Source organism: Streptomyces sp. NBC_00490 (genome assembly GCF_036013645.1).
Taxonomy (GTDB): Bacteria; Actinomycetota; Actinomycetes; order Streptomycetales; family Streptomycetaceae; genus Streptomyces; species Streptomyces canus_F.
Window position 1 is genome coordinate 753442 of record NZ_CP107869.1, and the last position, 23530, is coordinate 776971.

At 69.4% G+C, this 23530-nt stretch carries 21 protein-coding genes and 2 pseudogenes; 12 read left to right on the plus strand and 11 right to left on the minus strand.

Translation table 11 applies throughout. The features are described from left to right. Positions 1-156 precede the first annotated feature (156 nt). The 3 genes from OG381_RS03095 to OG381_RS03105 are packed head-to-tail and all read right to left on the minus strand — an operon-like array spanning position 157 to position 3959. Positions 157-2343 carry a xanthine dehydrogenase family protein molybdopterin-binding subunit gene (locus OG381_RS03095; protein WP_327714520.1) on the minus strand — a complete coding sequence of 729 codons (2187 nt, stop codon included), beginning with the start codon at positions 2341-2343 and terminating at the stop codon, positions 157-159. After that, a complete protein-coding gene (locus OG381_RS03100) occupies positions 2340-3320 on the minus strand; it encodes an FAD binding domain-containing protein (protein WP_327714521.1) in 981 nt (326 codons plus the stop codon). Before OG381_RS03100 ends, OG381_RS03095 begins: the two co-directional genes overlap by 4 nt. Before the next feature lie 12 nt (positions 3321-3332). After that, complete coding sequence (locus OG381_RS03105) at positions 3333-3959, minus strand: (2Fe-2S)-binding protein (RefSeq protein WP_327714522.1); 627 nt, start codon at positions 3957-3959, stop codon at positions 3333-3335. A gap of 569 nt (positions 3960-4528) precedes the next feature. Between OG381_RS03105 and OG381_RS03110 the strand changes: the two genes are divergently transcribed. Further along, positions 4529-5308: an IclR family transcriptional regulator gene (locus tag OG381_RS03110; protein WP_327714523.1), complete on the plus strand. Its 780-nt coding sequence runs from the start codon at positions 4529-4531 to the stop codon at positions 5306-5308. 194 nt (positions 5309-5502) lie between these two features. On the opposite strand, the gene OG381_RS03115 is transcribed toward OG381_RS03110, so the two are convergent. Continuing rightward, positions 5503-6549, minus strand: coding sequence for a DUF418 domain-containing protein (locus OG381_RS03115; RefSeq protein ID WP_327714524.1), 1047 nt, complete (start codon positions 6547-6549; stop codon positions 5503-5505). A 748-nt stretch (positions 6550-7297) separates the two neighbouring features. Here OG381_RS03115 and OG381_RS03120 point away from each other — a divergent pair. The 3 genes from OG381_RS03120 to OG381_RS03130 all read left to right on the plus strand — a co-directional run bounded on the left by OG381_RS03120 (position 7298) and on the right by OG381_RS03130 (position 9654). Next, positions 7298-8485: a sensor histidine kinase gene (locus OG381_RS03120; RefSeq protein WP_327714525.1), complete on the plus strand. Its 1188-nt coding sequence runs from the start codon at positions 7298-7300 to the stop codon at positions 8483-8485. After that, entirely contained in the window at positions 8482-9174 is a 693-nt protein-coding gene (locus OG381_RS03125) for a response regulator transcription factor (RefSeq protein ID WP_327714526.1), read from the plus strand. The genes OG381_RS03120 and OG381_RS03125 overlap by 4 nt, the downstream gene beginning before the upstream one ends. A gap of 129 nt (positions 9175-9303) precedes the next feature. Continuing rightward, complete coding sequence (locus OG381_RS03130; protein ID WP_327714527.1) at positions 9304-9654, plus strand: DUF4333 domain-containing protein; 351 nt, start codon at positions 9304-9306, stop codon at positions 9652-9654. Positions 9655-9663: 9 nt separating this feature from the next. Here the strand turns inward: OG381_RS03130 and OG381_RS03135 are convergent, their stop codons facing one another. Continuing rightward, a complete protein-coding gene (locus tag OG381_RS03135) occupies positions 9664-10137 on the minus strand; it encodes a MarR family winged helix-turn-helix transcriptional regulator (protein WP_327714528.1) in 474 nt (157 codons plus the stop codon). A gap of 82 nt (positions 10138-10219) precedes the next feature. Here OG381_RS03135 and OG381_RS03140 point away from each other — a divergent pair, with 82 nt between their 5' ends. Then, positions 10220-11272, plus strand: coding sequence for an ABC transporter permease (locus OG381_RS03140; RefSeq protein ID WP_327714529.1), 1053 nt, complete (start codon positions 10220-10222; stop codon positions 11270-11272). Positions 11273-11417: 145 nt separating this feature from the next. Here OG381_RS03140 and OG381_RS03145 read toward each other — a convergent pair whose 3' ends face one another. Then, positions 11418-12428 carry an SDR family oxidoreductase gene (locus OG381_RS03145; protein WP_327714530.1) on the minus strand — a complete coding sequence of 337 codons (1011 nt, stop codon included), beginning with the start codon at positions 12426-12428 and terminating at the stop codon, positions 11418-11420. 299 nt (positions 12429-12727) lie between these two features. Then, on the minus strand, positions 12728-13306 hold the full coding sequence (locus tag OG381_RS03150; RefSeq protein ID WP_327714531.1) for a TetR/AcrR family transcriptional regulator: 579 nt from the start codon (positions 13304-13306) through the stop codon (positions 12728-12730). Positions 13307-13717: 411 nt separating this feature from the next. Between OG381_RS03150 and OG381_RS03155 the strand changes: the two genes are divergently transcribed. Both OG381_RS03155 and OG381_RS03160 read left to right on the plus strand, forming a co-directional pair. After that, positions 13718-14275, plus strand: a complete 558-nt coding sequence (locus tag OG381_RS03155; protein ID WP_327714532.1) for a MarR family winged helix-turn-helix transcriptional regulator — start codon at positions 13718-13720, stop codon at positions 14273-14275. Between the two features lie 273 nt (positions 14276-14548). Continuing rightward, complete coding sequence (locus OG381_RS03160) at positions 14549-15088, plus strand: GlcG/HbpS family heme-binding protein (protein WP_327714533.1); 540 nt, start codon at positions 14549-14551, stop codon at positions 15086-15088. Positions 15089-15430: 342 nt separating this feature from the next. Here the strand turns inward: OG381_RS03160 and OG381_RS03165 are convergent. Beyond that, positions 15431-15665, minus strand: a pseudogene (locus OG381_RS03165) (ABC transporter permease subunit); the annotation flags it as partial. A 26-nt stretch (positions 15666-15691) separates the two neighbouring features. Between OG381_RS03165 and OG381_RS03170 the strand changes: the two are divergent. Together OG381_RS03170 and OG381_RS03175 are read left to right on the plus strand one after the other, a co-directional pair. Continuing rightward, positions 15692-16194, plus strand: a pseudogene (locus OG381_RS03170) (fibronectin type III-like domain-contianing protein). Positions 16195-16298: 104 nt separating this feature from the next. After that, positions 16299-17492, plus strand: a complete 1194-nt coding sequence (locus OG381_RS03175; RefSeq protein ID WP_327714534.1) for an FAD-dependent monooxygenase — start codon at positions 16299-16301, stop codon at positions 17490-17492. 166 nt (positions 17493-17658) lie between these two features. Here the strand turns inward: OG381_RS03175 and OG381_RS03180 are convergent, their stop codons facing one another. Continuing rightward, complete coding sequence (locus OG381_RS03180; protein WP_327714535.1) at positions 17659-18162, minus strand: N-acetyltransferase; 504 nt, start codon at positions 18160-18162, stop codon at positions 17659-17661. Positions 18163-18223: 61 nt separating this feature from the next. After that, a complete protein-coding gene (locus OG381_RS03185; protein WP_327714536.1) occupies positions 18224-18961 on the minus strand; it encodes a beta-glucanase in 738 nt (245 codons plus the stop codon). 268 nt (positions 18962-19229) lie between these two features. Here OG381_RS03185 and OG381_RS03190 point away from each other — a divergent pair, with 268 nt between their 5' ends. The 3 genes from OG381_RS03190 to OG381_RS03200 all read left to right on the plus strand — a co-directional run bounded on the left by OG381_RS03190 (position 19230) and on the right by OG381_RS03200 (position 22883). Continuing rightward, positions 19230-20786, plus strand: coding sequence for a hypothetical protein (locus OG381_RS03190; protein WP_443061864.1), 1557 nt, complete (start codon positions 19230-19232; stop codon positions 20784-20786). A 190-nt stretch (positions 20787-20976) separates the two neighbouring features. Then, on the plus strand, positions 20977-21807 hold the full coding sequence (locus tag OG381_RS03195) for a PP2C family protein-serine/threonine phosphatase (protein WP_327714538.1): 831 nt from the start codon (positions 20977-20979) through the stop codon (positions 21805-21807). A 50-nt stretch (positions 21808-21857) separates the two neighbouring features. Beyond that, positions 21858-22883, plus strand: a complete 1026-nt coding sequence (locus tag OG381_RS03200) for an MASE1 domain-containing protein (protein ID WP_443061865.1) — start codon at positions 21858-21860, stop codon at positions 22881-22883. A gap of 58 nt (positions 22884-22941) precedes the next feature. Here OG381_RS03200 and OG381_RS03205 read toward each other — a convergent pair whose 3' ends face one another. Further along, positions 22942-23496, minus strand: coding sequence for a phosphatase PAP2 family protein (locus tag OG381_RS03205; RefSeq protein WP_327714540.1), 555 nt, complete (start codon positions 23494-23496; stop codon positions 22942-22944). Positions 23497-23530: the final 34 nt, after the last annotated feature.

Here is a 23530-nt window from a genome sequence, read left to right on the forward strand (position 1 = left end):
GGGCTTTCCGTGAGGTGACGGGCTTCGGGGAACCGCCGCCGCGCCCTAGGGGAGGAGGACGCGGCGGCGGCCGCTGGTGCGGGCGGTGTGGCGTAGTACGCCGTTGTACCGCCGGAAGTGCCCCGGTGGCCGGTGGCGGACCGGTCACCCGGGTGCTCAGAGCAGGGCTTCGGCGGTGATGGGCAGTTCGCGGATGCGGCGGCCGGTGGCGTTGAACACCGCGTTGGCGATGGCGGGCGCCACTCCGACGATGACGATCTCGCCGAGTCCCTTGACGCCGATGGGGTCGGCTTCGCGGTCCTCCCCGTCGATGAAGATCGCCTTGAGGTCGTGGATGTCGGCGTGGCTCGGCACGAGGTAGTCGGCGAAGTTCGCGTTGACGATCCGGCCGTCGCGGTGGTCGGTGACCGTGTGCTCGAGGAGGGCCTGACCGATCCCGCCGGTCATGGCACCGATGGCCTGGCTGTCGGCGAGCCTCGGGTTGATGATCCGGGCGGCGTCGTACACGCCCACCATGCGCCGCACCCGTACCAGGCCGAGGCGGGCGTCGACGGCCACCTCGGCGAAGATCGCGGAGTAGGCGTAGAGAGAGAACTTCTCCGGTTCCGGCGCCCCCGCGTACGAGCCGAGCACTTCGAGGTGCGTCCGGTCGTTGCGGGCCAGGAGCCGCTGGTAGGTCTCCCCGCGAGCGGGCTCGTCCTTCACATACAGCCGACCGCCTCGTACGACGATGTCGGCGGCATCGGCCCCGTACAGCGGTGATCCCTCGTCCTTGACCGCGAGCGTGATCGCCTGCGTGCGCAGCTTGTCGCAACCGTCCTGAACGGCGGATCCGACACTGGCCATGGTCATCGAGCCTGCGTGGACGGGGGCCGGGGGCATGAGGGAGTCCCCCAGCCGGAAGGTCACCTGGCGCATGGTCAGGCCGAGGGCGTCGGCGGCGACCTGGCTCATGGACGTGGCCGTGCCGGGACCCATGTCGCTGGTGGAGGACTGCACCAGGGCGGTGCCGTCGGCGTCGAGGCGGACCGAGGCCTGGGCCCGGCTGCGCGCGGTGTCGTAGACACCGGCGGCCATGCCCATCCCGATGAGCCAGTCGCCCTCCCGCGTCGAGCGGGGCTCGGGGTTGCGCCGGTGCCAGCCGAACTCGCGAGCCCCCACGCGGTAGCAGTCGCGCAGGCGGCGGGTGGAGAACGGCAGATTGCTGGACTCGTCGTCGGACGGTTCGTTGCGCAACCGCAGCTCGATCGGGTCCACGCCCAGTTCGTGGGCGAGTTCGTCCATGGCCGACTCGACGGGGTAGGCGCCGCTGGCATAGCCGGGGCCGCGCATGAACCACGGCGTGCTCACGTCCAGCGGGACGTGGTCATAGGCCTGGCGGACGTTGGGCGTGCTGTAAAGCATCTGGCCGGGGACGAGAACGCTTTCGCTGTAGGTCTCGTAGCGGGAGGACTCGGCGCGGACGTCGTGCGTCGACGCGGTCAGGCGGCCCTGTCGGTCGGCGCCCACGCGCAGTTCGTACTCGTACGCGGGCCGGAATCCCACGGCGAAGTACATCTGCCGGCGGGTGAGGACGAGCTTCACCGGGCGTTTCACCTCGCGCGCGGCCATGGCCGCGATGACGGAGTGCACCCAGGTGCGGGCGGCGTTGCCGAAGGCGCCGCCGACGAACGGCGAGATGACGCGGATGTTGGTCGGCGGGATGCCGAACTCGCCGGACAGGGTGAACACGGTGCCCTGCACGTACTGGGTCTTCTCCCAGACGGTCAGCCGGTCGCCGTCCCAGCGGGCGACGATGCCGGCCGGTTCCATCGGGTTGTGGTGGTTGCGGGCCGTCCGGTACGTGCCCTCCAGCCGGACAGCGGCGGAGTCCAGGGCCCCGTCGGCGTCGCCGCGTGCATAGGTCTGGGTTTCGCCGGCGGCCTCGGCTTCGCTCAGATCGGTCGAGGAGGTCTCGGTGGCGTAGGAGACCTTCACCAGGCTCGCGGCGTGCTGCGCGCTCTCCAGTGTGGTCGCCACCGCGACCGCGACCGGCTGTCCGAAGAACTGGACCCGGTCGTCCTGGAAGGCGCGCAGCGGCTTGCCCGGCGGGAACCGCCCTTCGACGGGCGGCAGCTTGGGCGCGTTGAGGTGGCTGATCACCTTCAGGACGCCGGGCTGGGCTTCGGCGGCGCGGGTGTCGACGCCCGTGATCCGGCCGCGGCCGATGCTGCTTTCCACGATGACCGCGTGCACGACTCCGTCGGGGCTGTTGTCGGCGGCGTACTTCGCACCCCCGGTCACCCTCAGCCGTGCGTCGACCCGGGGCAGCCCCGCACCGACTGCTGCCTGCGGCTGACTCATTGGATGCCTCCTACGATGCGCAGCTGGCGCTCGACGGTGCGTTTGAGCAGTTCGGGCTTGAAGCGGTTGTGGGCGAGGGGGTGGGCCCCGTCGGCCGCGTGCTCGGCGGCCTCGGCCCACAGCCGGTCGGAGGGGCGTTCACCGACGAGGTGGCTTTCGACGGCGGGCAGTTTCCACGGCACGGTGCCCACACCGCCGGCGGCCACTTTCGCCTCGCGGATGACGCCGCCGCGGATGTGCAGCGCGACCGCGGCCGAGGTGAGCGCGAACTCGTAGGACTGACGGTCGCGCACTTTCAGGTAGCCGGACTTCAGCGGACGCGCATGGGCCGGGATCTCCACAGCGGTGATCAACTCGCCTTTGCGCAGGGCCTGTTCGCGGTTCGGCGTGCTGCCCGGCCGGAGCAGGAAGTCGGCGAAGGGGACACGGCGTTCCCCGTCCGGGCCCAGCAGGTGCACCGTCGCCTCCAGCGCCGCGAAGGCCACGGCGGCGTCGGAGGGATGGGTGGCCACGCAGTGGTCGGAGGTGCCGAGGATCGGGTGGCTGCGGTTGTATCCGTGCAGGGCGGCGCATCCGGAGCCGGGCTCGCGCTTGTTGCAGGCGGCGGTCACGTCCCGGAAGTACGTGCACCGGGTGCGCTGCATGATGTTGCCGCCGATCGTCGCCATGTTCCGCAACTGGGCCGACGCGCTCAGCTCCAGCGCCTCGGAGATGACGGGATACAGGACACGCACCTTGGGGTGGGCGGCGGCCTCGGCCATGCTGACCAGGGCGCCGATGCGCAGGCCCCCGCGCCCGGTGACGGTGACCTCGCGCAGCGGCAGGGTGCTGATGTCGACCAGCGAGCCGGGGCGTTCGACGGTCTCGCGCATCAGGTCGACGAGTGTGGTGCCGCCGGCGATGTAACGCCCGCCGCGCCGACCCGCGTTGAGGGCCTCACGCATGTCCGCGGCTTTGGTGTAGGTGAAGGGATACATGGAGCGCGGTCCTCACTTCCGGCCGGCGGCCTGCTCGACCGCCCGCTCGATCTTCACGTAGCAGCCGCAGCGGCAGAGGTTGCCGCTCATCCACTCCCGGATCTCCTCCGGCGAACTGGTGTGACCCTCCTGGATGCATCCGACGCCGGACACGATCTGCCCCGACGTGCAGAAGCCGCACTGGAAGGCGTCCTGGTCGATGAACGCCTGCTGCAGCGGGTGGAGCCGGTCGCCCTGTGCCAGGCCCTCGATCGTGGTGACCTCGGCGCCCTCCAGTCGCACGGCGAGCGTCAGGCAGGAATTGACCCGGCGTCCGTCGACCAGGACCGTACAGGCGCCGCAGGCACCGGCGTTGCAGCCCTTCTTCGAACCGCTCAGGTCGAGATGCTCGCGCAACAGGTCCAGCAGCGAGGTGCGGTTGTCGACCGTGACCGTGTGCCGGACCCCGTTGACCGTCAGGGACAGGCGGCTGCCTGCCGGGCCCTCGGCGGCGAGCGCGGACGGCGACGCGATCAGGCCGCCTGCCACAGCGGCTCCTCCGACAACGGTCGTCGTGGCGATGAAGGTACGCCGGGTGGGTGGTGGTGTGGGGGGCTCGCCGGAGGGAGTCACCGCTTGGGGGGAACGTTCGGTGGACATGTCCACTCTCCCTTGGTGGGGGTACGGGTGGTGGTCACGGGCGTATCGATGGCCAAGCCGTACCGCGAAGGCTCGGACGGACTGCCGTTCCCACCGGCGGGATGGCAGGCAGGGGATGGGTGGTGCCGCCGGACAGCAGGGCTCATTCGGCTCCCATAGGTGCGTCGAGCGCGGCACACCCGTCTTTCAGGACCGTCACCGCCTGCCGAGGAGCCGTCGGTAAACAAGGCCAGGGTTCGGTGCACCTGCCCAGCATTAACCTCTTGATTCACAACAAGCAAGCCTCATTGCATCAAGCACCTTTACACTGACCTTCTCCAATGGCTCGGCGCCCCTGTCCAGACCAGGGGCCGTTCGGGTAGAAGGCGGTGAGGCCGGTCTGCCAGGAGACCCACACGCGACTGTTCGACTCCCTGATCAAACGGTTCGAGCGGCAGCCCGCCGGAGTGAAAGGGCGGCAGCGTCCCGGCGTTCGAGCACCATCCGCGACTTCGACGAGCTGAACTCGTCGTCTGCTCCGGCCGGCAGTGGAACCGAATCCGCGCCAGCGGTTGATGGAGGAAAGGCCCATGCCTCACGCGCGCGAGCCAGGACGCACCGTCAGCTCTCGACTGTGGGATCTGCTGTTCTCCTTCGACCCCAGCCACACCGAGCTGACACTCGCCGACCTGGTCCGACGTACCGGCATGCCGCACGCCACCGCCAGGCGCCTGACCCTCGAACTTGTGGCGGCAGGCGCGCTGGAACGCACCAGAGACAACCGCTTCGCGATCGGCCTGCCGCTGTGGCGCCTCGGGACCCTCGCACCACGCGCCGAGACGCTGCGCAGTGCCGCGCAGCCGTTCGTGGAGGACCTGTACACCGCTCTTCGCCAGCATGTGCAGCTGGCTGTCCTCCAGGGCAACCAGGCCGTGATCATCGAGCGGTTGTCGGCCGTCAACGCCGTCGGCCTGACGTCACAGATCGGCGGCCAGTTGCCCCTGCACTGCTCGGGAGTTGGCAAGGTGCTGCTGAGCCACAGCAGTGCGGCCTTCATCGATGAGGTGCTGGCGGGCAGGCTGCAACGCTTCACTCCCAGAACGATTGTGGATCCGGCCGAACTCCGGCGCGAACTGGCGTCCTGTCGCTCGACCGGAACGGTCGTCGTCAAGGAAGAGCTGAGCGAAGCGGCCGAGTCGGTCGCGACGCGCATCGTCGACGGCCGCGGCAACGTCGTCGCGGCCCTCTCCGTCGTGGTGGCCGCGGGCTCGATCAAACTGCAGGCGGCCGTTCCCACGCTGGTCGCGAGCGGACTGGGACTGTCCAGGAGCCTCGGCTGGAAGCCGGGCATCCCCATCCACAGCTCTTAACCCTTCGGGGGACGAGGAAACCGGCACGTGGCGCGATGAACCAGGGCCTCGACGGTGGGGGCCATGGGGCTGCTCGGCGCGGTGGCCAACTCGCCGAGCGGCGACAACGTCTTGGGAGTGCCCCCGACAATCTGCCTGCCCCTGCCGCCCCGCGTCGTCGCACCCGGCTTCCCGTCATGCGCGTCCGACCCGTTTCAGGCGACTGCCCCTTGAGAGCGGGCGATGGGCACGATGCTCCACCAGGTGACGCAGCGCAGGCACCACTCCAAGGGCCCGTAGCGGTACCGGCGCAGCCACCAGTGGCTGAGGACGGCCTGTACCGCGAGGATCCCCGCTGCCAGCAGCATGGCGGTGCCCCAGCGCGCGGAATCCTTGAGGCCGAGCAGCGGGGTGGCCGCGGTGACGGCGAGTGTGGCGGTGAAGTAGTTGGTCAGTGCCATCCGGCCGAGCGGTTCCAGGACCGCCGACAACGGGCGGCCGAGCCGTGTGCGTAGCAGGAGCAGCAGGGCGGTGGCGTAGGCGAGGGCGCCGAGCAGTCCGGCTTCGGCGGCGATGCGGGTGGCGAACGGCCCGAGCGTCGGATAAGTGTACTGGCACCACACCGCGGCGGCGGCTGCCGGGGCCGCCAGGGCGAGAACGGCGGCCAGTTGGCCGGTGCGGCGGTCCAGGGTGTGGGCAATGCCGAGGCGGGCGACCGCCAGGCCGAGCAGGAACAGGCCCGGGATGCTGAGGATTCCGCCGCTGGCCACGGTGACCGAAGCGACGGTGCCCAGCAGGCCGCCGGTCAGCACCAGCCACGTCGGCAGCCAGGTGGCCGGCAGCAGGATGACGAGTCCGACGATCGCGTACGGAGCCAGCGCCTCACCGGGCTGGAGGAGTTGGTGGGCGGCGCCGAGCAGGCCCAGGGCGACCAGGCGGCGCGCCAGGAGCAGGCGGGGGCGGTCCGACCGCTGGGAGGCGCTGTCCAGGAAGATCGCGAAGCTGAGCCCGAAGAGGAAGCAGAAGATCGGGAAGAAGCGTTCCTGGACGAACAGGTCGAGGAACTTTGCGATGGGGTACCAGTGGTAGGCGCTGTCCGTCGGGTTCATGGGCGTGATCTGGTTGATGTTCACCAGGAGGATGCCGCAGAGCGCGAAGCCGCGTAGGGCGTCGAGGGCGGTGATCCGCCGTGCGGCTTCCTGTCGGGGCGCCGCAGCCGGAGCTGGTGCCGTGTCGCCGAGCACCGGAGTCGTGAGATTCATGAGGCTCACGATGCTGCCGAGTGGCGGCTGGTCGCTTCGGCCACAAGGCCGATCGGCTTCGGCCCCAGGGCCGATCTTTCCGCCTGGGGCCCAGCCGCGGCGACGGTTCCGAGGGAGTCCCGAGACCCGTTCCCGAGGCGGACCCGTGCGGAGCGATAGTGAAAATTCCGCAGCGCGGCGGAGCAGGCCCTGGGCGCGGTGGCGGTCCAGGACGGAGGGGGCCGCGGTGATGCCCGCGGAAGCGATCCCGGTTGACGGACGCGCTCGGTTCCGGTGGCCGGGAACTGACCGAGCACGAGGGACATCGTCGCGATCCAGCGGGTCGGAGCCCTCGGGCACAGTGACGGTGACCTGGAGGCCGTTCTCGCCGCGCCGCTCATAGCGACCCGGACCAGTCGGTGTCGCCGCCGGCAGTGAGCGCCTCACCGAAACACGGCACCGTCGACCGTGGCCAGGGCCCGGGTCGGACCGGAGGGCTTCCTCAGACAGGCGCTCACCAGGACGGGAGAGCCGGTGGTCGTGCGGTACGAATTCAGCGGGCGACCTCGATGGTGACGAGGGCGCACAGGACGAGGCACAGCCCGGCGAGTGTCGCCAGGGCCACGTCGAGAACGGTGAGTATCTGCATGCCGTCGACGATCCCGTCGTACCGTCGCGTCCCTCCTCGGCCGCCGGGCCGGTCCTGGGTGGCCCGCATCGGCCTGCGGGCCGACCCGCTGCTCCGCCACACATCCGTACCCTTTGTCGCGTGGAACCCGATAGTCCGCTCTCCCCGGCCCTCCGGCGCGCCATCACGGCCTCCCTCTGCGCGGCCCTGGCCCTGGTATGGCTGTTCGACCTGGTGACCTACTACGACCCGCAGGGCCGCTGGTCCAGCTGGTTGCCCTTGGTCTCCGGCCCACTCGCCGCCGCCGCGCTGCTCCTTCCCGACTGCCGGCCGGGTCCCGAACGACGGGCCGGTGCCGCCGCGCTGGGCTCCTTGGCCCTGACCGTGGGCCTTTGCGCGTATGCGCCGCTCACCAGTGGTACGTGGGGCCTGCTGGAAACGGTCGCCCTGCTCGTGCTGCTCGCCCGGACCGCGCGGAGGGTGGAACGCCCGGCCACGGCCCTGACACTCTCGGCGGCGCTGGCCGTCGCGGTGATCACCATGCCGCTGCGCGGAGGCACGGAAGACCCCTTTCTCCAGTACTCCTTCGTCCTGACGTTCGTCGTCGCCGGCGCTGCCGGCCTCGGTGGCTATCTGCGCCTCCTGGACTCCCGCCGCGCCCGGGCCGTGGCCTCCGTACGCCACAACGAGCGCCTGGAACTCGCCCGGGACCTGCACGACTTCGTCGCCCACCACGTCACCGGCATCATCGTGCACGCCAACGCCGCGCTGATGATCCAAGAGACCTCGCCGGAGCAGATCAAACCCCTGCTGGAGGGAATCTCCCGGGCCGGCGGGGAAACCCTGGACTCCATGCGCCGGCTCGTGCGGGTGCTGCGCGAGGACGACCACCAGGCCGCACGCCCGGGTGAGCTGCCGACCGAGCTGAAACACCTGGTCTCCGCGTTCGCCGAGAACGGAACGGCCGCGGCGTTGGAGATCGCGCCCGAGCTCCGTGGGATCCGGCTGGCCCCGGAGGTGGAGACGTCGGTCCACCGTGTGGTGCAGGAGGCCCTGACGAACGTACGCCGCCACGCCCATGGCGCGGACGTCGTCGTCCGACTCTCACTCGACCCCCAAGGTCACCTCCGGGTGGAGGCGCGCAACACCGCGCCGCAGACGCGCTCCAGTGGGCCGATCGGCGGGCGGAGCGGCTTCGGCCTGGTGGGTCTGCGGGAACGCGTGGAGGCCGTGGAGGGGTCGCTGACCAGCGGCCGGACTGCGGACGGCGGCTGGTGCGTGAGTGCCGCCTTCCCTGTCCTGGAGGCTGTGGAAGGATCACCGGCATGAGCGACGGCAGTGATCACAACGGCCCACGGACGCGGGTACTGATCGCCGACGACCAGGAGATGGTCCGCACCGGCTTCCGGCTGATCCTGGGCACCCAGCCCGACCTCGAGGTGATCGGCGAGGCGGCCGACGGCGCCCAGTGCGTCGAACTCGCCCGCAGGATGCGTCCCGACGTGTGTCTCGTCGACATCCGCATGCCCAGGCTGGACGGTCTGGAGGTCACCCGGGCCCTGGCCGGACCGGGCGTCACCGACCCTATGCGCGTGGTCGTGGTGACCACCTTCGACCAGGACGACTACGCCTACACGGCCCTGCGCAACGGCGCCTGCGGCTTCCTGCTCAAGGACGCCGGCTCCACCCTGCTGATCGAGGCCGTGCGCTCCGCCGCCCGCGGGGACGCCCTGGTCTCCCCCGCCGTCACCGTGCGGCTGCTCAAGCACCTCGCCGGACTGCAGCCACCGGCAGCGGTGCCACATCCGCTGTCCGAGCGGGAGCTCGAGGTCGTACGCCTGGTGGCGGTGGGCCGCACCAACCAGGAGGTGTGCGGCGAGCTGTACGTGTCCCTGGGCACGGTCAAGACGCACCTGGCCAACATCAAGGACAAGCTCGGCGTGCGCAACCGCGTCGAGATCGCCGCCTGGGCCTGGGAAACGGGTCTCGTTCACGACCGCAAGACGCCGCCCGTCTGACGCGGAGGTCGGCCTACGGGCCGACCCCGGCCGCCCGCTGTCGGCCGCCTGGCCGAGGCGCGGCCACCGTCCGGCGGGCCACTCTCCTGGTGACAGCCTCACCGCAGCAAGCGCATCGCAGGAGAGAACATGAAATACGTCGCTGTGTCCCTGGCGACCGCCACCGCCGTGGCCGTGGGCGGGCTCGCGTTCGTGGCCGTACCGCGGCTGCTGAGCACGGAATCGACCAGCACCGTCGGCTCCACCGGGAGCGTGAGCCGTGCGGAGGTCGAGAAGCAGGTCCGCGAGAACTACTCCCTGCCGCTCGTCCAGGAGAAGCCGAAATCCGTGAGCTGTGCCGGAGGCCTCAGGGTGCGACAGCGCGACTCGGTCCAGTGCGCGGTGACGTCCGGGAACGGGAAGCGACAGCAGATCATGGTGTCCGTGACCAAGGCCGACGGAAACAGCATCTCGTACGACTACGCGGTGCTGGCGGGCTGACCGAGGTGCTCAGCTCGTTGCACGCAGGTCCGACGTCGGTACAGCGTCAGGATTGAGCTCGGCGAGCATCCGGAGCAGCAGGGAACGTATGACTTCCCGCTCCCCAGGCGCGAGGACCGCCAGCGCTTCCATATCAAGACGCTCCACCACAACCCGCGCCCGCTCGGCGAGCTTTGCACCGCTCGCGGTGACGGTCAGCTGGACGGTTCTGCGGTTCGAAGGGTGTTCGCGGCGGATGAGAAGGCCGCGGTCGACCAGCGTGTTGACAGCGGCCCCCATGGACTGGGGAGTGAAGCCGGTCCGACGGGCGATCTCCGCTGCGGAGATGCCCGGCACCCAAACGGCGTGCTGCAGCGCGTTGTGCTGCGCGGTCGTGAGGTTGAGCGAACGCAGCGCTCTCTCAAGTCGCGTTCCCATCACATGCACCGTCTGCCATGCCACGTAGCCCACGCGCGTGGACGGATCTGCGGGAGTGCGGCTCATGAGCGGCTCCGATAGTAAGGCGCCTGATATTTTTGTGGTAGAACTATAAGGTACCTTACATGCAGGGATGGAGCACGCCACCATGTCCACACCACCCACCACTTCCGTCGAGCCACGTCACGCGCCCCATCACCACGCGATGGACACCGCTCCGGCGCAGCAGGGTGCCACCGGAGCGAGGGGAGTTCTGCTGCCGGTCGCGATCGTGCTGGTCATCGGCTCGATCTTTGTCAGCGTGTTTCTGGCCGCCTTTCACGCCCCGCGCCCGCACGACCTTCCGGTCGGCGTCGTCGGGACGACCCAGCGGCTCGAACAGATCACCGGCGGACTGGAGCTCGGGCTCCCCGGCGGATTCGAGGTGAAGCGCTACGCCGACGAGAACGCAGCCCGCCACGCACTGCAGGCCCGAAAGGTGTACGCCGCCTATGTCGTCGGCCCCGAAAAGTCCGCCGAGCTGCTGTATGCCGGAGCCAATGGCCCTTCGGTGACCTCGACGGTCACCGGCGCCTTCTCCGGAGTCGCCAAGGCCGGCGGCGAACGGATGACCGCGAAGGACGTCGTACCGGCGTCAGCGGGCGACACCCGCGGTATGTCGGTGTTCTACGCCGGGTTCGGCGTCGTGCTGGCCGGGTTCCTGTTCGGCACGATGACCTACCAGATGGCTCCCCGACTGGAGTACCGGTGGAGGTTGGCCAGCCTGGCCTCCTTCAGCGTCCTCGCCGGTGTCCTGGTGGCGCTGATAGCCGGAAGCGTTGGCTTCTCCGCACTGCCGGGACCGTTCCTGGGCATCGCGGGGGTCATTGCTCTGATGGCGGCGGCGGTAGGCAGCGCGAGCATGGCGTTCATCCGCGTCTTCGGGCGGGCCGGGATGTCGTTGGCCGCCGTGGTCCTGTTCACCTTCGGCAACAGCACGAGTGGTGGCACGCTGCCCACCGCCTACCTGCCGGACTGGCTGCACCCGTTCTCGGAGATCCTCCCGGTGGGCGTCGGTGTACGAGCCGTCCAGGGCCTGTCCCACTTCAACAACGACGGTCTCACCGCCGGCGTCGTCGTCCTGGTGACGTGGATCCTCGTTGCCGCCGCGGTGCTCTTCTGGCGTGATGCCCAAGGGTCACGCCGTGCACCCGCCGCCTGACCCGGCTCCCGGACGAGCGCCGTTCCCCGGCCCACCGTAGGCCAGTTGAGGCACTCGTGTGCCGGGAGCGGTGAAGGCTGCGCTCACAGCACAGGCCGCAACCAGCGCCCACTCGGTGCTGCGGCCGACGTATGTCGCAAGAGGCCTAACCTCGAGCAGCGAACGCGGCGGCCGCTTCCTCAAAAGACGCGGGTTCACGGCCGAGCAGCATCCGCAGGACGTTGCTGTTGCCGCGCAGGCCGTGCCGGTCGTAGTCCTGCCACATGGCCCGCATGTCGGGGCCCCGGGACGGATCGTCGGCCACCGGGGGCGGGAGCGGCGCTTCCTCCCAGTCGACCGTCCTCGCCTCGAGCTCCACACCTCGTACACGTCCCGCGATGCGCAGGGCCTCGGCCGGTGTGGTGGTGGGGCCCGCCAGTTCGTACGTCGCCGAGCCATGGCCCTGCTCGGACAGAACCTTCACGCCGACTTCCGCGAGCTCGCGCAGATCGATGAACGAGAACTTGTTGTGGACGTCGAACGGCACGTTCACCGACCCCGCGGGAGCCCTTCCCCACGTCGACAGGACGATCTGGGCGAACATCGACGGCTGGAGGATCGTCCAGTCCAGGTCCGAACCCCGCACGGTGGCTTCGGCGTTCGCCTTGCGCATGTGGTGACGCAGGCCGGGGGTGTGCGGGTGGAGGACGGACAGGTACACGAACCGCCGCGCGCCCGCGTGCTCGGCCGCCTCGAGCGCCCTGATCGCGAAGACGTCCTCCTCCGGATGGAACGCCGGAGGAATCATGAACACGAAGTCGGCGTTCTTCACCGCCTGGCGGACGGCGTCGGGCTCCGCGAGATCCGCCTCGACGATTTCGTCGACGCCCAGAGCGGCCACCCGTTCACGACCCCCCGGACCGTGCACCACTGCGCGGACCCTGAACGGAGACCGCTGGGCCGCCTCCAACAGGTACCTACCGCAGAGCCCGGCCGCCCCGATCACCGCGAGCAAGGGCCGCTCTTCATTGCGTACGGCTTCTGGTTCGGACACTTTCGGGTTTCCTCTCGCTGGTTCCTTTGATGGCTTCGCAGAAGGGCCATGGCCTGACCGGTGACCGGCCCGTCGGGCACGTAGTCGAGGACCGCCTGCGTTCCCCGCGGTGCCAGCTCGCACAGCCGGCCGCCGAGAGCGTTGCTCGTCGCCCAGCCGTAGAGGAGTTCGTCAAGGGCGACGATGGCGGCCGGGATACCACCGGAGAGCCCAGCAACGGTCTTGAGCCGTTCCCTCTGGCGGCCGACCCGACCCCGCCGCCGCACTCGACCGACTGCGCGGGGAGACCCACGCCCGGAATCCAAGCCACGGGTTCGGTCATGGACGCGGGCGGTGTCGGCGGGAGTCGCCACTCGCCAACTCTGACCACTCGCCGACTCGGGCCGTCGCAACTCCGGCCGGCCGCGATCAACGCTCGGCGGTCACGCCTTCGTGACCGGTGAACGCCCGGCCAGAACGGACTCCATCAGGAAGCGGAGCATCTCGTGCGCCGGTCTGTTCCTGTCGTTGGGCACATGCGCGCCTTCGAACACGGTGACCACGGTATCGCGCAGGAGCGCGGCATCGATGTCGGGGTCGCCGTCGAGGCCGTGCTCGACGATGACCTCGTCGACCAGTCCGACGATCCAGCCCAGGAAGGTGTTGTGGGCGGCTCGAACCGCCTCGGAATGCGGCAGCCGGTCGTGCATGGCCTGATGCAGCGGCCGCGAATAGCGCATGTCGGACAGCCCCCGCACCAGCCGGCTCAACGGGTCGGCACCCGCCTGCTCCGCACTGAGGGTACGGATCTCGCGGCTGAGCATCCGGTCCATCACCGCGGCGAAGATGTCGTCCTTCGAGTCGAAGTACCAGTACACATTGCCCCGGGCCACACCGGCGGCAGCACTGATGTCCGCCATCGTGGTCTTGGCATAGCCCTTGGCGAGGAACAACTCTGTGGCCGCGGCGAGCAGATCACCCGCCCGCTCTTCACGGGGGATCTGCTGGCGGTTTCGCGGCATCCCGGGCTCCTCTGATGTGTTCAGCTCGTCTCAACTGAGTGTAGACAGCGAGCTGGACCAGCCCGATGTCAATGAAGCGATCTTGCCGAGAGACTGTGCGAAATGGCGCTGCGGCGGAGCCTCCGCCGACCACGACCAGGGACTGCGTGAGAAGCACGCCGCCTACAGCGATGGTCAGGCCGAAACGGTGCGGAAGAAGTGCTGGTCTCGATGTGGCCGCAATCCAGGACCCTCGACGGCGGTCCTCGGCGGCACCCCCGGCACGAGCCCCGTCGCGGCATCACCGGAGGGAATGCTCACCCTTGATCATCGCCGGCGCGGTGCAGGTCTTGCTCGTCTTTGCTTTGGCTGCCTGGTCAGCCCCTCCCCGAGGAAGGTCACCTGTCCTGCGCCGCGCATAGACTCTGCTTCATGGCCAAGAACCGCGCCGTGAAGCGGACCCGCAGCGCACCCTCCGGCGAACCCAGCCCCGGGGGTCAAACCGAGCCGGCAAAGGACAGCGAGGCTGCGGAACCGATCCGGTGGCTCAACGAGGAGGAGCTCCAGGCCTGGATGGCCCTGGTCGCCGTGGTGACCAAGCTGCCCGCGGCAATGGACCGACAGCTCCAGCAGGACGCCGAGCTCACACACTTCGAGTACCAGGTCCTCGTGGGCCTGTCCCGGGCCCCCGAGCACACCCTTCGCATGAGCGAGTTGGCCGGCTTCACCGCGAGTCAGCTGCCGCGTCTGTCCCAGGTCGCGACCCGCATGGAGCGGCGCGGCTGGCTCACCCGCCGCCCTGATCCCACCGACGGCCGTTACACACTGGCCGGCCTGACCGACGCGGGGTTGGCGAAGCTCGAGGCCAGCGCCCCCGGTCATGTCAGCGCGGTCCGCCGCCTCGTCTTCGACAGCCTCTCCCCCACGCAGGTGCGTCAGATGGCCCAGATTTCGCGGCGCATCCTGCAAGGCAGCGCCGAACTCCACTGAGCCTCAAGGCCGTGACGTCTCGGTTCAGGCACGAGACATGACTTCACGCATGAAGCGAATCGCACGAACAATCAGTTGCGCCGTGAAGTGATGCCGGATATAACTTCATGCATGAAGTGATCGGCAGGGCACGGCGATTACGCCATCGTCCGCCGTCCGCACCAGGCATCCATGGTCACCGGCCATGTCCTGCCCGTCGACGCGGGCAGAACGCCCGACGAGCGACTCCGAGATGCGTAGCAACGTTCCATACACAGACGCAGGAGCAAAGCCATGTCAGAAGAGTCCGGCAACACCCTCGCCACGAGGCGCGGAATGCTTGGTATAGCGGGGGCGGTCGCGGGCGGACTGGCGGTCAGCCAGATGGCTGCCGGCAGCGCCTCAGCTGCCACCGACAGCATGGGATCGACCGCCACGCGGACGATCAGCCTGGCCCAGGCCCAGCGACTCGCCGAGGCCGCCGTCCGCTACGTGCGCGCCCACCCGACGCTTCCCCCCATGTATGTGCTGGTCGTTGACTCCGCCGGCGAAGCCAAGGCATCCCTCCGCATGGACAACAACAGCTCGGCGGCGGCCGCGTTGGTCCCGCAGAAGGCACACACCGCACGCACCTACCGGGCCGCCACCGCCGACCTGGCCTCCAACATCAAGGACCCGGGCCAGATCGCCTCCCACGTCGCCAGTGGCGCCAGCCTGCTGGCCGGTGGTCGACCGATCTTCGAGAGCAGTCAGTTCATCGGCGCCCTCGCCGTCGGCGGAGGCACCCCGGCCCAGGACGACGAGGTCGCCCGCGCCGCGCTGGCCGCGCTCTGACTCCGCGACGAGAAGGCGCGCCATCTTCACCCCTGCGCACCTCTATGCAGGGGCCGTCTTCTCGTCATCGTGGCTGCGGATGTCCCGTCGGTCGGCGCATCCGCAGCCGCACATCACCGGGACCCCACATTGGGCACATCAGGACGCTCGACGGCGGCAACGTCCGTGCGCCTGCGACAACTTCGCTGAGTCGTCCTCCGTGTACCAGCGAGCCCTCCCCTGGCGACCCGCAAACCGGCCATCAGCGGGACCCGGCTCAAGGGCGGTTCCGGACTGCACGCCGGCATCGCCCTCGCCGCGCAGGACGGGCCGGGTGAGACCCCGGTTTCGACCGCTCTCCCGTCAGGCGGTCGCTCGCTTGCCGAAGCCGGCGGTGAGCCCGCTGATGAGCTGGTGGCGGCCGAGGATGTAGAGGGTGAGGATCGCAGCGTGGAGAGGACCAGGTGAGGAGCAGCGGGAAGAGGAAGCCGTTCCAGACGTTCAGGGCGTCGTAGATCGTGACCGTGATCAGAGCGGGCCGCGACAGGGGTGCGGCCAGGCTCCAGAGCATCCGCCGGTGGCCGGCGCCGTCCGCGCGCCCCGCTCAGCGGCAACACCCAGTGCGTGAGCAACCTCGACCCCACCCCGGCCTACCCCTTCGGACACGGACCGTCCTACACGACGTTCGCCTACGACGGGCTCGAACTGAGCGCCGAGGACATCCCCACCGACGGCGAGGTCGAGATCAGCTGCCTGGTCCGCAACACCGGCGACCGGCCCGGCTCCGAAGTCGTCCAGCTCTACACCGCGGACCCGGTCGACCAACTCCCCCGGCCGGTCACCCAGTTGATCGGGTTCACCCGGTCCTCCTCGCCCCCGGCGAGCAGCGCAGGGTCACCTTCCGCCTGCACACCGACCGCCTCGCCTACACCGGACCCGACCTGCACCGCATCGTCGAACCCGACGAGATCACCCTCATGCTCGGCGCCTCCAGCACTGACATCCAGCTCACCCGCACCCGCCACCTCACCGGCCCGACCCGCCGCGTCGGACACAACTGGAGGCTGCACACGCCCGCACACATCGGCCGAGACGTCGGCACCGCCTCCGCTCGACGGCGACCTTGAAACCGGCGTCCGTTCAATGAACACAGCCGTTCCGGCGGCGCGGGACGCCCGTCAGGATCTGGGGTGGCCAGTTCATCGGCATCGACGAGCCAGAGGAGCCATCCATGCCTGCCACCGTGCCGGGTCCGCGTATTGCCATCGTCGGAGGTGGCATCGGTGGTCTCGCCGCCGGTGCCTTCCTGCGTCGCGCGGGGTTCACAGCCACCGTCCACGAGCAGGCCTCGGCACTCACCGAGGTGGGCGCCGGGCTCGTGATGGCTCCCAATGCCGTACGGCTGCTGCGGCGTATCGGCGTCATGGCCCAGTTCCTCCGCCGGGCCGTGCCACTGGACTGGGGGTGGGAGTTCCGCCGCTGGACGGACGGCAGCGTGCTCTCGGTCGAGAAACTGAGCGGCGTCTGTGAACGGCTCTACGGCGAGCGCACCTATGTCGTGCACCGGGCCGACCTGCTGGACTCGCTCAAGGCGGCTGTGCCCAGTGAATGGGTTCGCCTGGGCGCACGGTGCACGTCGGTCGACGTCCGCAAGGACGTCGTACTGCTGCGCTTCGCCGACGGCAGCAAGGTCGAGGCGGACATCGTCATCGGCGCCGACGGCGTCCACTCCGTCGTCCGCGGCGCGGTGACCGAGCCCTTACCGCCGGCCTATTCCGGTATCTGCGCCTTCCGCACGATCGTGCCCGCCCAAGCCGTGCCCGACTTCGCCCTACGTCGCGCCCAGACCCTCTGGCTCGGGCCCGGCCGGCACTTTGTGCACTATCCGGTCGCCGGTGGGCAGGCCGTCAACGTCGTCGCTTTCGCCCCGGCCGGGGACTACACCGACGAGTCCTGGAGCAGCACGGGCACGATCGAGGAGTTCCATGCCGAGTTCAGCGACTGGGACCCGCGGGTGACGGACCTGATCACCGCCGGCGGTGTACCCGGGCGCTGGGCGCTGCTGGACCGGGCGCCGCTTCCGCGTTGGAGCCGGGACCGGGTCACCTTGCTCGGTGACGCCGCGCATCCCATGTTCCCCTTCTTCGCCCAGGGCGCGGCCCAGTCCATCGAGGACGCCGCCGTGCTGGCCCGCTGCCTGGCGGCGCATGCGAACGATCCTGAGCAAGGGCTGAAGCAGTACGAGGCTGCGCGGATCGAACGCACCACACGTCTGCAGGAGCTCAGTCACGCCCGCAGGGACAGCAACCACCTGCCCGACGGGCCCGAGCAGAAGGCCCGCGACGCCGCACTGGCCGCATCCGACCCGTTGGTGCGCAACGGCTGGATCTACGGCTTCGACGCCGAGGAAGCACTCACCTCGTGAACAACAACACCGACGACAGCGCGCATCGCATCGCTGGACGGTTCGGACGAGTTCTTCGGTCATACGGCAGAACCGGGCGCAGTCACCGGCAGCAGCGGCCGCACCACCACCCCATCGAAACGGCCGCTATGGCACCAAGTCCTTGGAGCATCACGACAAAAGCTACTTACGCGTCAGGGTGCTCCGGCAGGGCGAGCCAGTCCGACCAGGAGATCTCGCGACCGAGGAACCGCGGCTGCTCGAACGGCCAGTCGGCGGCGATCCACTGCGGCACCAGTTCGTCGAGGGCCTGCTCGACCTTGCTGCCCACGAGCTCGTCCACCACCCACCAGGAGATCTCGCCGTCCGCGCCGGCCCGCTCCGGTGGGTCGATGTAGACGCAGCCGAGCAGAGCTGTCTCCGCCGCGTCGAACAGCGCGTAGTTGAACGACTGGTGTGCGGCGATCTCCTTCTCGTGCCGCAACAGGTCGGCTTGGTCGGCCTCGTAGGTCATGCTGGCCGCGGGCCAGCCCCAGGCTGGGCCGAAGATGGTCCACAGCCGCTCGCGCGAACCCATCACCGCCGGATAGTCGAGCGGGGTGTCCGCCTCCCGGATCGGCCGCAGGTGATGACCACTGCCGGGCAGCGGTACCAGGACCGGGTGGGCGAAGTCATCGGGGAGCCAGCTCATAGCGCCCGACCGTAGCAGCGGGATGTCAGCCGGTGCCCGCAGCGAGCTTCCTGCACCGTCGTCAACTGGGTTCAGCGGGCGCGGCTTCCTCCGCCGGTCCGCGCTCGGGCCGGTCTTCCCCGGCCGTGCCGTCCCTCGGACAGCCCTCGGAGGGCCGGGTGACCACGAGACTGCGGACCTCGTACGACATCTCGGTGACGTCGGGTTCGGGAGCCGGGTGGTAACGGCCGGCGCACACGGACAGGTTGACGATGAGGTAGGCCCGCCAACTGGGCCCCACACCCCGCCCGTCGGCGAAGGCCTCCTCACCGTTCAGGGTCCACACCACACTGTGCCTGCCGAACGTCACGCCCAGTTCGAGGACCGCCCCCGGGCGCACCGCGTCATCCCTGACGTAACTCTGGCCCTGCCGTACATGGTTGGTCAGCTCCAGGAGGTCGGGATTGTCGGGGTGGTACTCGAAGACGTCGACCTCGTTGCCGCCGTCCCGCCAGGTCCAGATCGCGGGCCAGGCACCGAGCCGGGTGGGCAGTCGTACAGTGGCCTCCAGACGGTCCCCGGTGCGCACCATGAACCCCTCGGCGCTCCCCTCCGTCGTCAGCAGCCCGGTGCTCCACAGGCCGTCCGCCCTGCGCCGGGCCCGGAAGGTCCCCAGCCGGGAGTAGGCGGGGTCCTCGGTGAGGTGATCGAGTTTGTTGTCGCCCCGGTTGGTGGGCCCGCCGTCGGGATAGGCCCAGGACCGTCCCGCGACCCACTGACGTTCCGAGGCGAAATCGGCGATGAACGCGACGGTGCTCACATGCGCTCTCCTTGCTGTCAGCAACAACCTCGCCCCCCTTGTCTCTCCTACGTCGCCCGCCCGCATGCGCCATCCGCCCACACCTGACGTGCAATTCAGCCTCGCGAGTGACGAAGTGCCTCCGCAGGCCACCGGTCACACCCGGCGTCGAACGGGGAACCGTCCAGCCGAACCGCACCCTTTCAATTCACCCTCTGTCGCCCACCCCTAACTGGCCGTACACTGTCAACTCGGGGAAATTCAGGCGTGATTGACTGGGGGAACTGTCATGTCCTGGGACCAGAACGCACATCCCAACTTCGCCGTTCCGCCCATGCCGAGCGCACCACCACCCGCTCCGGCGGACCCCTGGCGGGCTTTCGCCGTGGGATTCTTGAACCTCAGTGGCCTGGGGCTGGGCTATGCCGTCGTCCGCCGTTGGAGGTTGACGATCGCGTGCCTGGTGGCCACGGGGATCCTGCTTGCCGTGGCCTTGCCGGCAGATCCGGACGGGGTGCCGGGCGCCCTGCTGGTCCTGTATCTGATCCTGTTGGTGGCGGCAGCCGCGCACGGTGCGCGGCTGGGTCTGCGCACGCGCCTGGCATGGCTGCCGAGCGCGCTGGTCGCGGCGGCGCTCAGCGTCGTGTTGCTGGCCGTACCCGCCGGCGGATACCTCCTGTATGACCAGGCACGTGACGAGGCCACTGAGCAGATGCTCCTGGACCGGCTGGCAGCAGCGGACGAGCTGGTGAAGTCGACCGGCACGCAGACCTTCGACGTGGCGCAACCCGACTACCGCAGGGCACTGGCCATCTACCACGGTCTGGCCGCGGACCATCCGACGTCACGAGCCGCCGCCGAGGTGCCGAACCGCCTCAGGACCTACTACACCACCGTCGGCGCCGCGTACGCGAAGAAGAACTACTGCGGGGCTGTGGCGCCGTTGAAGTACCTGCGTACCGTGCCGCACACGATGGACAAGAAGGCACTCGGATCCCTGTCCACCTGGCCCGACGACCGGCTGGCGACCTCGCTCTACGAGTGCGGGACGGAGTCCATGAGCGGCGACAGCGCGGCCTGGACCGCACAGTGGGGCGAACTGCTGACGACGTTCCCGAAGTCCGAACAGGCGCAAAAGGTGGGACCCGCGATCGACACGAAGGTGGGCGAGGCGGTCACGGCGGTGGGCGGCAGCGATCCCTGCGCGGCCGTTGAGCGCCTGGGCACCCTGTCCACGCAGATTCGCGGCGTGTCGGGCGAGGGGGCCGGACTCACCGAGGCTCTCGACCAGGCCGCCGACCGAGCGGATCGGAACGCGGCGTCAGGGACGTACAACTGCGGTGTGGACCAGTACAAGGACGGCAGTTTCAGCGACGCCGTCACCACCATGGACACGTTCATCAAGGACAACCCCGACAGCCCGAAGCGGAGTCTCGCCCGGAAGGTGGCCATCGCCGCGGAGGTCGCCCAGACGGTTCCGGCGGCCGGCAAGCGTCTGCCGACCACCCGCTCGGGCGGCAGCATCAGCGTCACAGTCAAGAACGACAGCCCCGACAAGATCACCGTCATGTTCACCGGCCCGGTGACCGGGAGCTTCACCCTCAAGGCCTGCGGTAGCTGCTCCACCTATTCCGCGCTGAGCAGCTCTCTCGGGCTCGACTCGAAACCGTGCAGCGACAGCGGCAAGAAGTACCCGCAGAAAACCATCCAGCTGCCCGCCGGCACCACCTACTTCGTCCACAAGTCCCAGGGAGGGACCGCCAACACCCCGGCCTCGGACACCGCCAAGCTGGAGCCGGGCTACATCTACACGGAGTGCGCCTACACGACGAGTCTGGGCTACTGACCGCCGACAGCAGGCCTTCGCGCACACGAGATCGTTGATCACCCCGGCATGGCGGGACCCGAGGTGGCGGTCTGCGAGGCGGTCTCACCACGGTTGGTGTTCCGGGCAGCACCAAAGCGCCGCTATCATCCGATATGAATCATTTCGGGCTAAAACTCGGAAAACGGTTGAAGATATTTCGGAGCGGCCCATGTCCCGCAAGGGCCCCGCGTACGACGGCGACGAACTGCTGGCCAGACTCAGCTCGCTGACGTCCCGGGCGCGTGAGCACGCCGAGCTGCAGCGTTCCCAGGTCGAGCTGGCCATCGCGCTGCAGCGCGGCATGCTGCCCGCCCAGATGCCGACAGCGCCCGGCTACCACCTGGCGGTGCGCTACGTACCGGCCTACCACGGCCTCAACGTGGGCGGAGACTGGTACGACGCCTTTCACCTGCCGGACGGCCGCATAGGACTGTCCATCGGTGACGTCCAGGGCCACAACATCGAGGCCGCCGCCTTCATGGGGCAGGTACGGGTCGGCCTGCGCGCGCTCGCCTCCGTGACAAGTGAGCCCGGTGAGCTCCTCGCGCTGACGAACGACCTCCTGCTGTCACTCGGCTCCGATCTCTTCGCCACCTGCACCTTCCTGCGCCTCGACCCTTCCACCAGCGTGCTGGAGAGCGCCCGGGCCGGGCACATTCCCTCCGTCTGGGCAACGGCGGACGGAAAGTCCGGCGTGGGCAGCGACGAAGGCGGTCCGCCACTGGGTGTCCAGGCCGGCATGACCTACCCCGTGACCCGTTACCGGCTCACCACGGGCGGCGTGTTCGTCCTGCTCACGGACGGCGTGGTGGAGGGGCCGTCCATGGAGATGGACCAAGGCCTGGACCAGGTCGTACGACTCGCCGGGATCGCCGCCGTGGCGGGCATGGACGCCAGCTCGCTCGCCGCCGCCGTGATCCGGGGCGCGGACCAGGTGGGACACGAGGACGACGCCGCCGTACTGGTCCTCGGCTACGAGGGAGCCGACCCTCAGCCGTAGGGCGGCACACCGCCGCTTTCGCCTCGCCGGAACGGCTGCCTCGGTGTCTCATGGCTTGTGTGGCGGGTACCGAGAATCAGCGCCGGACCGGCGTCTACGCCCTCCAGACACTGGCCGTGGCCGCCGGCTACTACGCTGCGGGACGACTCGGACTCCTGCGGAATCTGACCGTCGAGGGGGCGGTGTTCACCCCCATCTGGCCGCCGACCGGCATCGCTGTGGCCGCTCTGCTCATCCTCGGGCTGCGGGCCTGGCCCGGTATCGCACTCGGTTCCTTGCTCGTCATCATGCACCTCACCTCGCTGCGGCCCGAAGTGCTCGGCAATCTGGTGGGCAACACGGTCGCGCCCATCTGTGCGTACCTCATGCTGCGGGCGGTGGGCTTCCGTACCGATCTGAGCCGGCTGCGAGACGGCCTGGCCCTGGTGTTCCTCGGAGCCCTGACCGGCATGCTGATCAGTGCCACGGTGGGCGTCGGCATGCTCGTGATCACGGACCGGCTCCACGGCCACGACTTCTGGGCCGTGTGGCTGGCATGGTGGGTGGGCGACGCGATGGGGGTCCTGATCGTCACTCCCCTCCTGCTGGTGCTCCACGCGGCACGCTGGCCCCCACGCCTGACCCGTTGGCAGGAGGCCACAGGACTCACCCTCATCATCTGCGGCACCGTAGTGCTGGTCACCCACAGCAGCCTCAGCGTGCTGTTCCTCGTCTACCCCCTCCTGATCTGGACGGCCCTGCGCTTCCAGCTGGCCGGCAGCATGCTCTGCGCGCTCTTCACGTCCGTCGTGGCCACCATCGCCGCCACCGAGGGGGCCGGCCCCTTCCACGGCCTGAACCACATCGAGGTCATGATCAAACTGCAGGCGTTCAACGGCGCCATGGCCCTGACCGCCCTGCTGCTCTCCGCCGTGATCACCGAGCAGCACAACACCCGGCGCTCTGTGGAACAGGCCTGCCAGGAACTGGTCGAGGTACTCGAACACCTCACCGCGGGGAACGCGCCACGAGGCGGGCCGATCCGACCGAACGGGGAAGCGGAGGACGGGCCCCGGCAGCACAAGCCAGGGCCTTGAGTGCGCCCCGACCACATGCGTCGATGTACCCCGGCACGCTGGACTCCTCGCGCTCCCCTCAGCTTGGGAACCAGTGGCGCAGGACCAGGCGCGGAGCGCGCCGGGTAAGCCATGCGGCGGCCAGACCGATGGCAGCGCCGGTAGCAACATCGCTGGGATAGTGGGCACCGCTTTGCACCCGCTCGAGCGCCACCATCCCGGCCGGCACCGCGCATAGCGCGCCGGCGGCCGGCCAGGTGGGTGCGACGGCGGCGGTGAACGCCACCGCGGCGGCGGTGTGCCCGGAGGGGAAGGACGAGGAGTCGGGGCGGTCGTCGACCTCGTCGTGGGGGAACCACTCCTTCGGCGGCCGGGGCCGGCCGGCCACCTGCTTGCACACGCCGTTCGAGATCACCTGCGCCACGGCAAGGGCGGCAAGGCCGCCCGCCGCCGCCCTACGCCCGCGCCACCCGCCCAGCCACGCCATCGCGGCGGCGGCGCCGCACCACAACTTCGTGCTCTCGGCCGTCTCCTCCACCGCCGACAGCACCTTGCCGACGCTCGGGGGGATACCCGAGGCCGCCCGCTTGGTCAGTGACCGGTCAGCGTCGCGCAAGTCTGCCAGAAGCCTCATGAAGAGCAGGTATCCCGCAGGTCATCGACCTATG

Coding starts and splice junctions, on each gene's coding strand:
- OG381_RS03100 (WP_327714521.1), bottom strand. CDS start 3,320: ATGTATCCCTTCACCTACACCAAAGCCGCGGACATGCGTGAGGCCCTC.
- OG381_RS03155 (WP_327714532.1), top strand. CDS start 13,718: ATGGCCAAGAACCGCGCCGTGAAGCGGACCCGCAGCGCACCCTCCGGC.
- OG381_RS03150 (WP_327714531.1), bottom strand. CDS start 13,306: ATGCCGCGAAACCGCCAGCAGATCCCCCGTGAAGAGCGGGCGGGTGAT.
- OG381_RS03095 (WP_327714520.1), bottom strand. CDS start 2,343: ATGAGTCAGCCGCAGGCAGCAGTCGGTGCGGGGCTGCCCCGGGTCGAC.
- OG381_RS03110 (WP_327714523.1), top strand. CDS start 4,529: ATGCCTCACGCGCGCGAGCCAGGACGCACCGTCAGCTCTCGACTGTGG.
- OG381_RS03160 (WP_327714533.1), top strand. CDS start 14,549: ATGTCAGAAGAGTCCGGCAACACCCTCGCCACGAGGCGCGGAATGCTT.
- OG381_RS03200 (WP_443061865.1), top strand. CDS start 21,858: ATGGCTTGTGTGGCGGGTACCGAGAATCAGCGCCGGACCGGCGTCTAC.
- OG381_RS03190 (WP_443061864.1), top strand. CDS start 19,230: ATGTCCTGGGACCAGAACGCACATCCCAACTTCGCCGTTCCGCCCATG.
- OG381_RS03125 (WP_327714526.1), top strand. CDS start 8,482: ATGAGCGACGGCAGTGATCACAACGGCCCACGGACGCGGGTACTGATC.
- OG381_RS03195 (WP_327714538.1), top strand. CDS start 20,977: ATGTCCCGCAAGGGCCCCGCGTACGACGGCGACGAACTGCTGGCCAGA.
- OG381_RS03135 (WP_327714528.1), bottom strand. CDS start 10,137: ATGAGCCGCACTCCCGCAGATCCGTCCACGCGCGTGGGCTACGTGGCA.
- OG381_RS03115 (WP_327714524.1), bottom strand. CDS start 6,549: ATGAATCTCACGACTCCGGTGCTCGGCGACACGGCACCAGCTCCGGCT.
- OG381_RS03140 (WP_327714529.1), top strand. CDS start 10,220: ATGTCCACACCACCCACCACTTCCGTCGAGCCACGTCACGCGCCCCAT.
- OG381_RS03105 (WP_327714522.1), bottom strand. CDS start 3,959: ATGTCCACCGAACGTTCCCCCCAAGCGGTGACTCCCTCCGGCGAGCCC.
- OG381_RS03175 (WP_327714534.1), top strand. CDS start 16,299: ATGCCTGCCACCGTGCCGGGTCCGCGTATTGCCATCGTCGGAGGTGGC.
- OG381_RS03130 (WP_327714527.1), top strand. CDS start 9,304: ATGAAATACGTCGCTGTGTCCCTGGCGACCGCCACCGCCGTGGCCGTG.
- OG381_RS03180 (WP_327714535.1), bottom strand. CDS start 18,162: ATGAGCTGGCTCCCCGATGACTTCGCCCACCCGGTCCTGGTACCGCTG.
- OG381_RS03205 (WP_327714540.1), bottom strand. CDS start 23,496: ATGAGGCTTCTGGCAGACTTGCGCGACGCTGACCGGTCACTGACCAAG.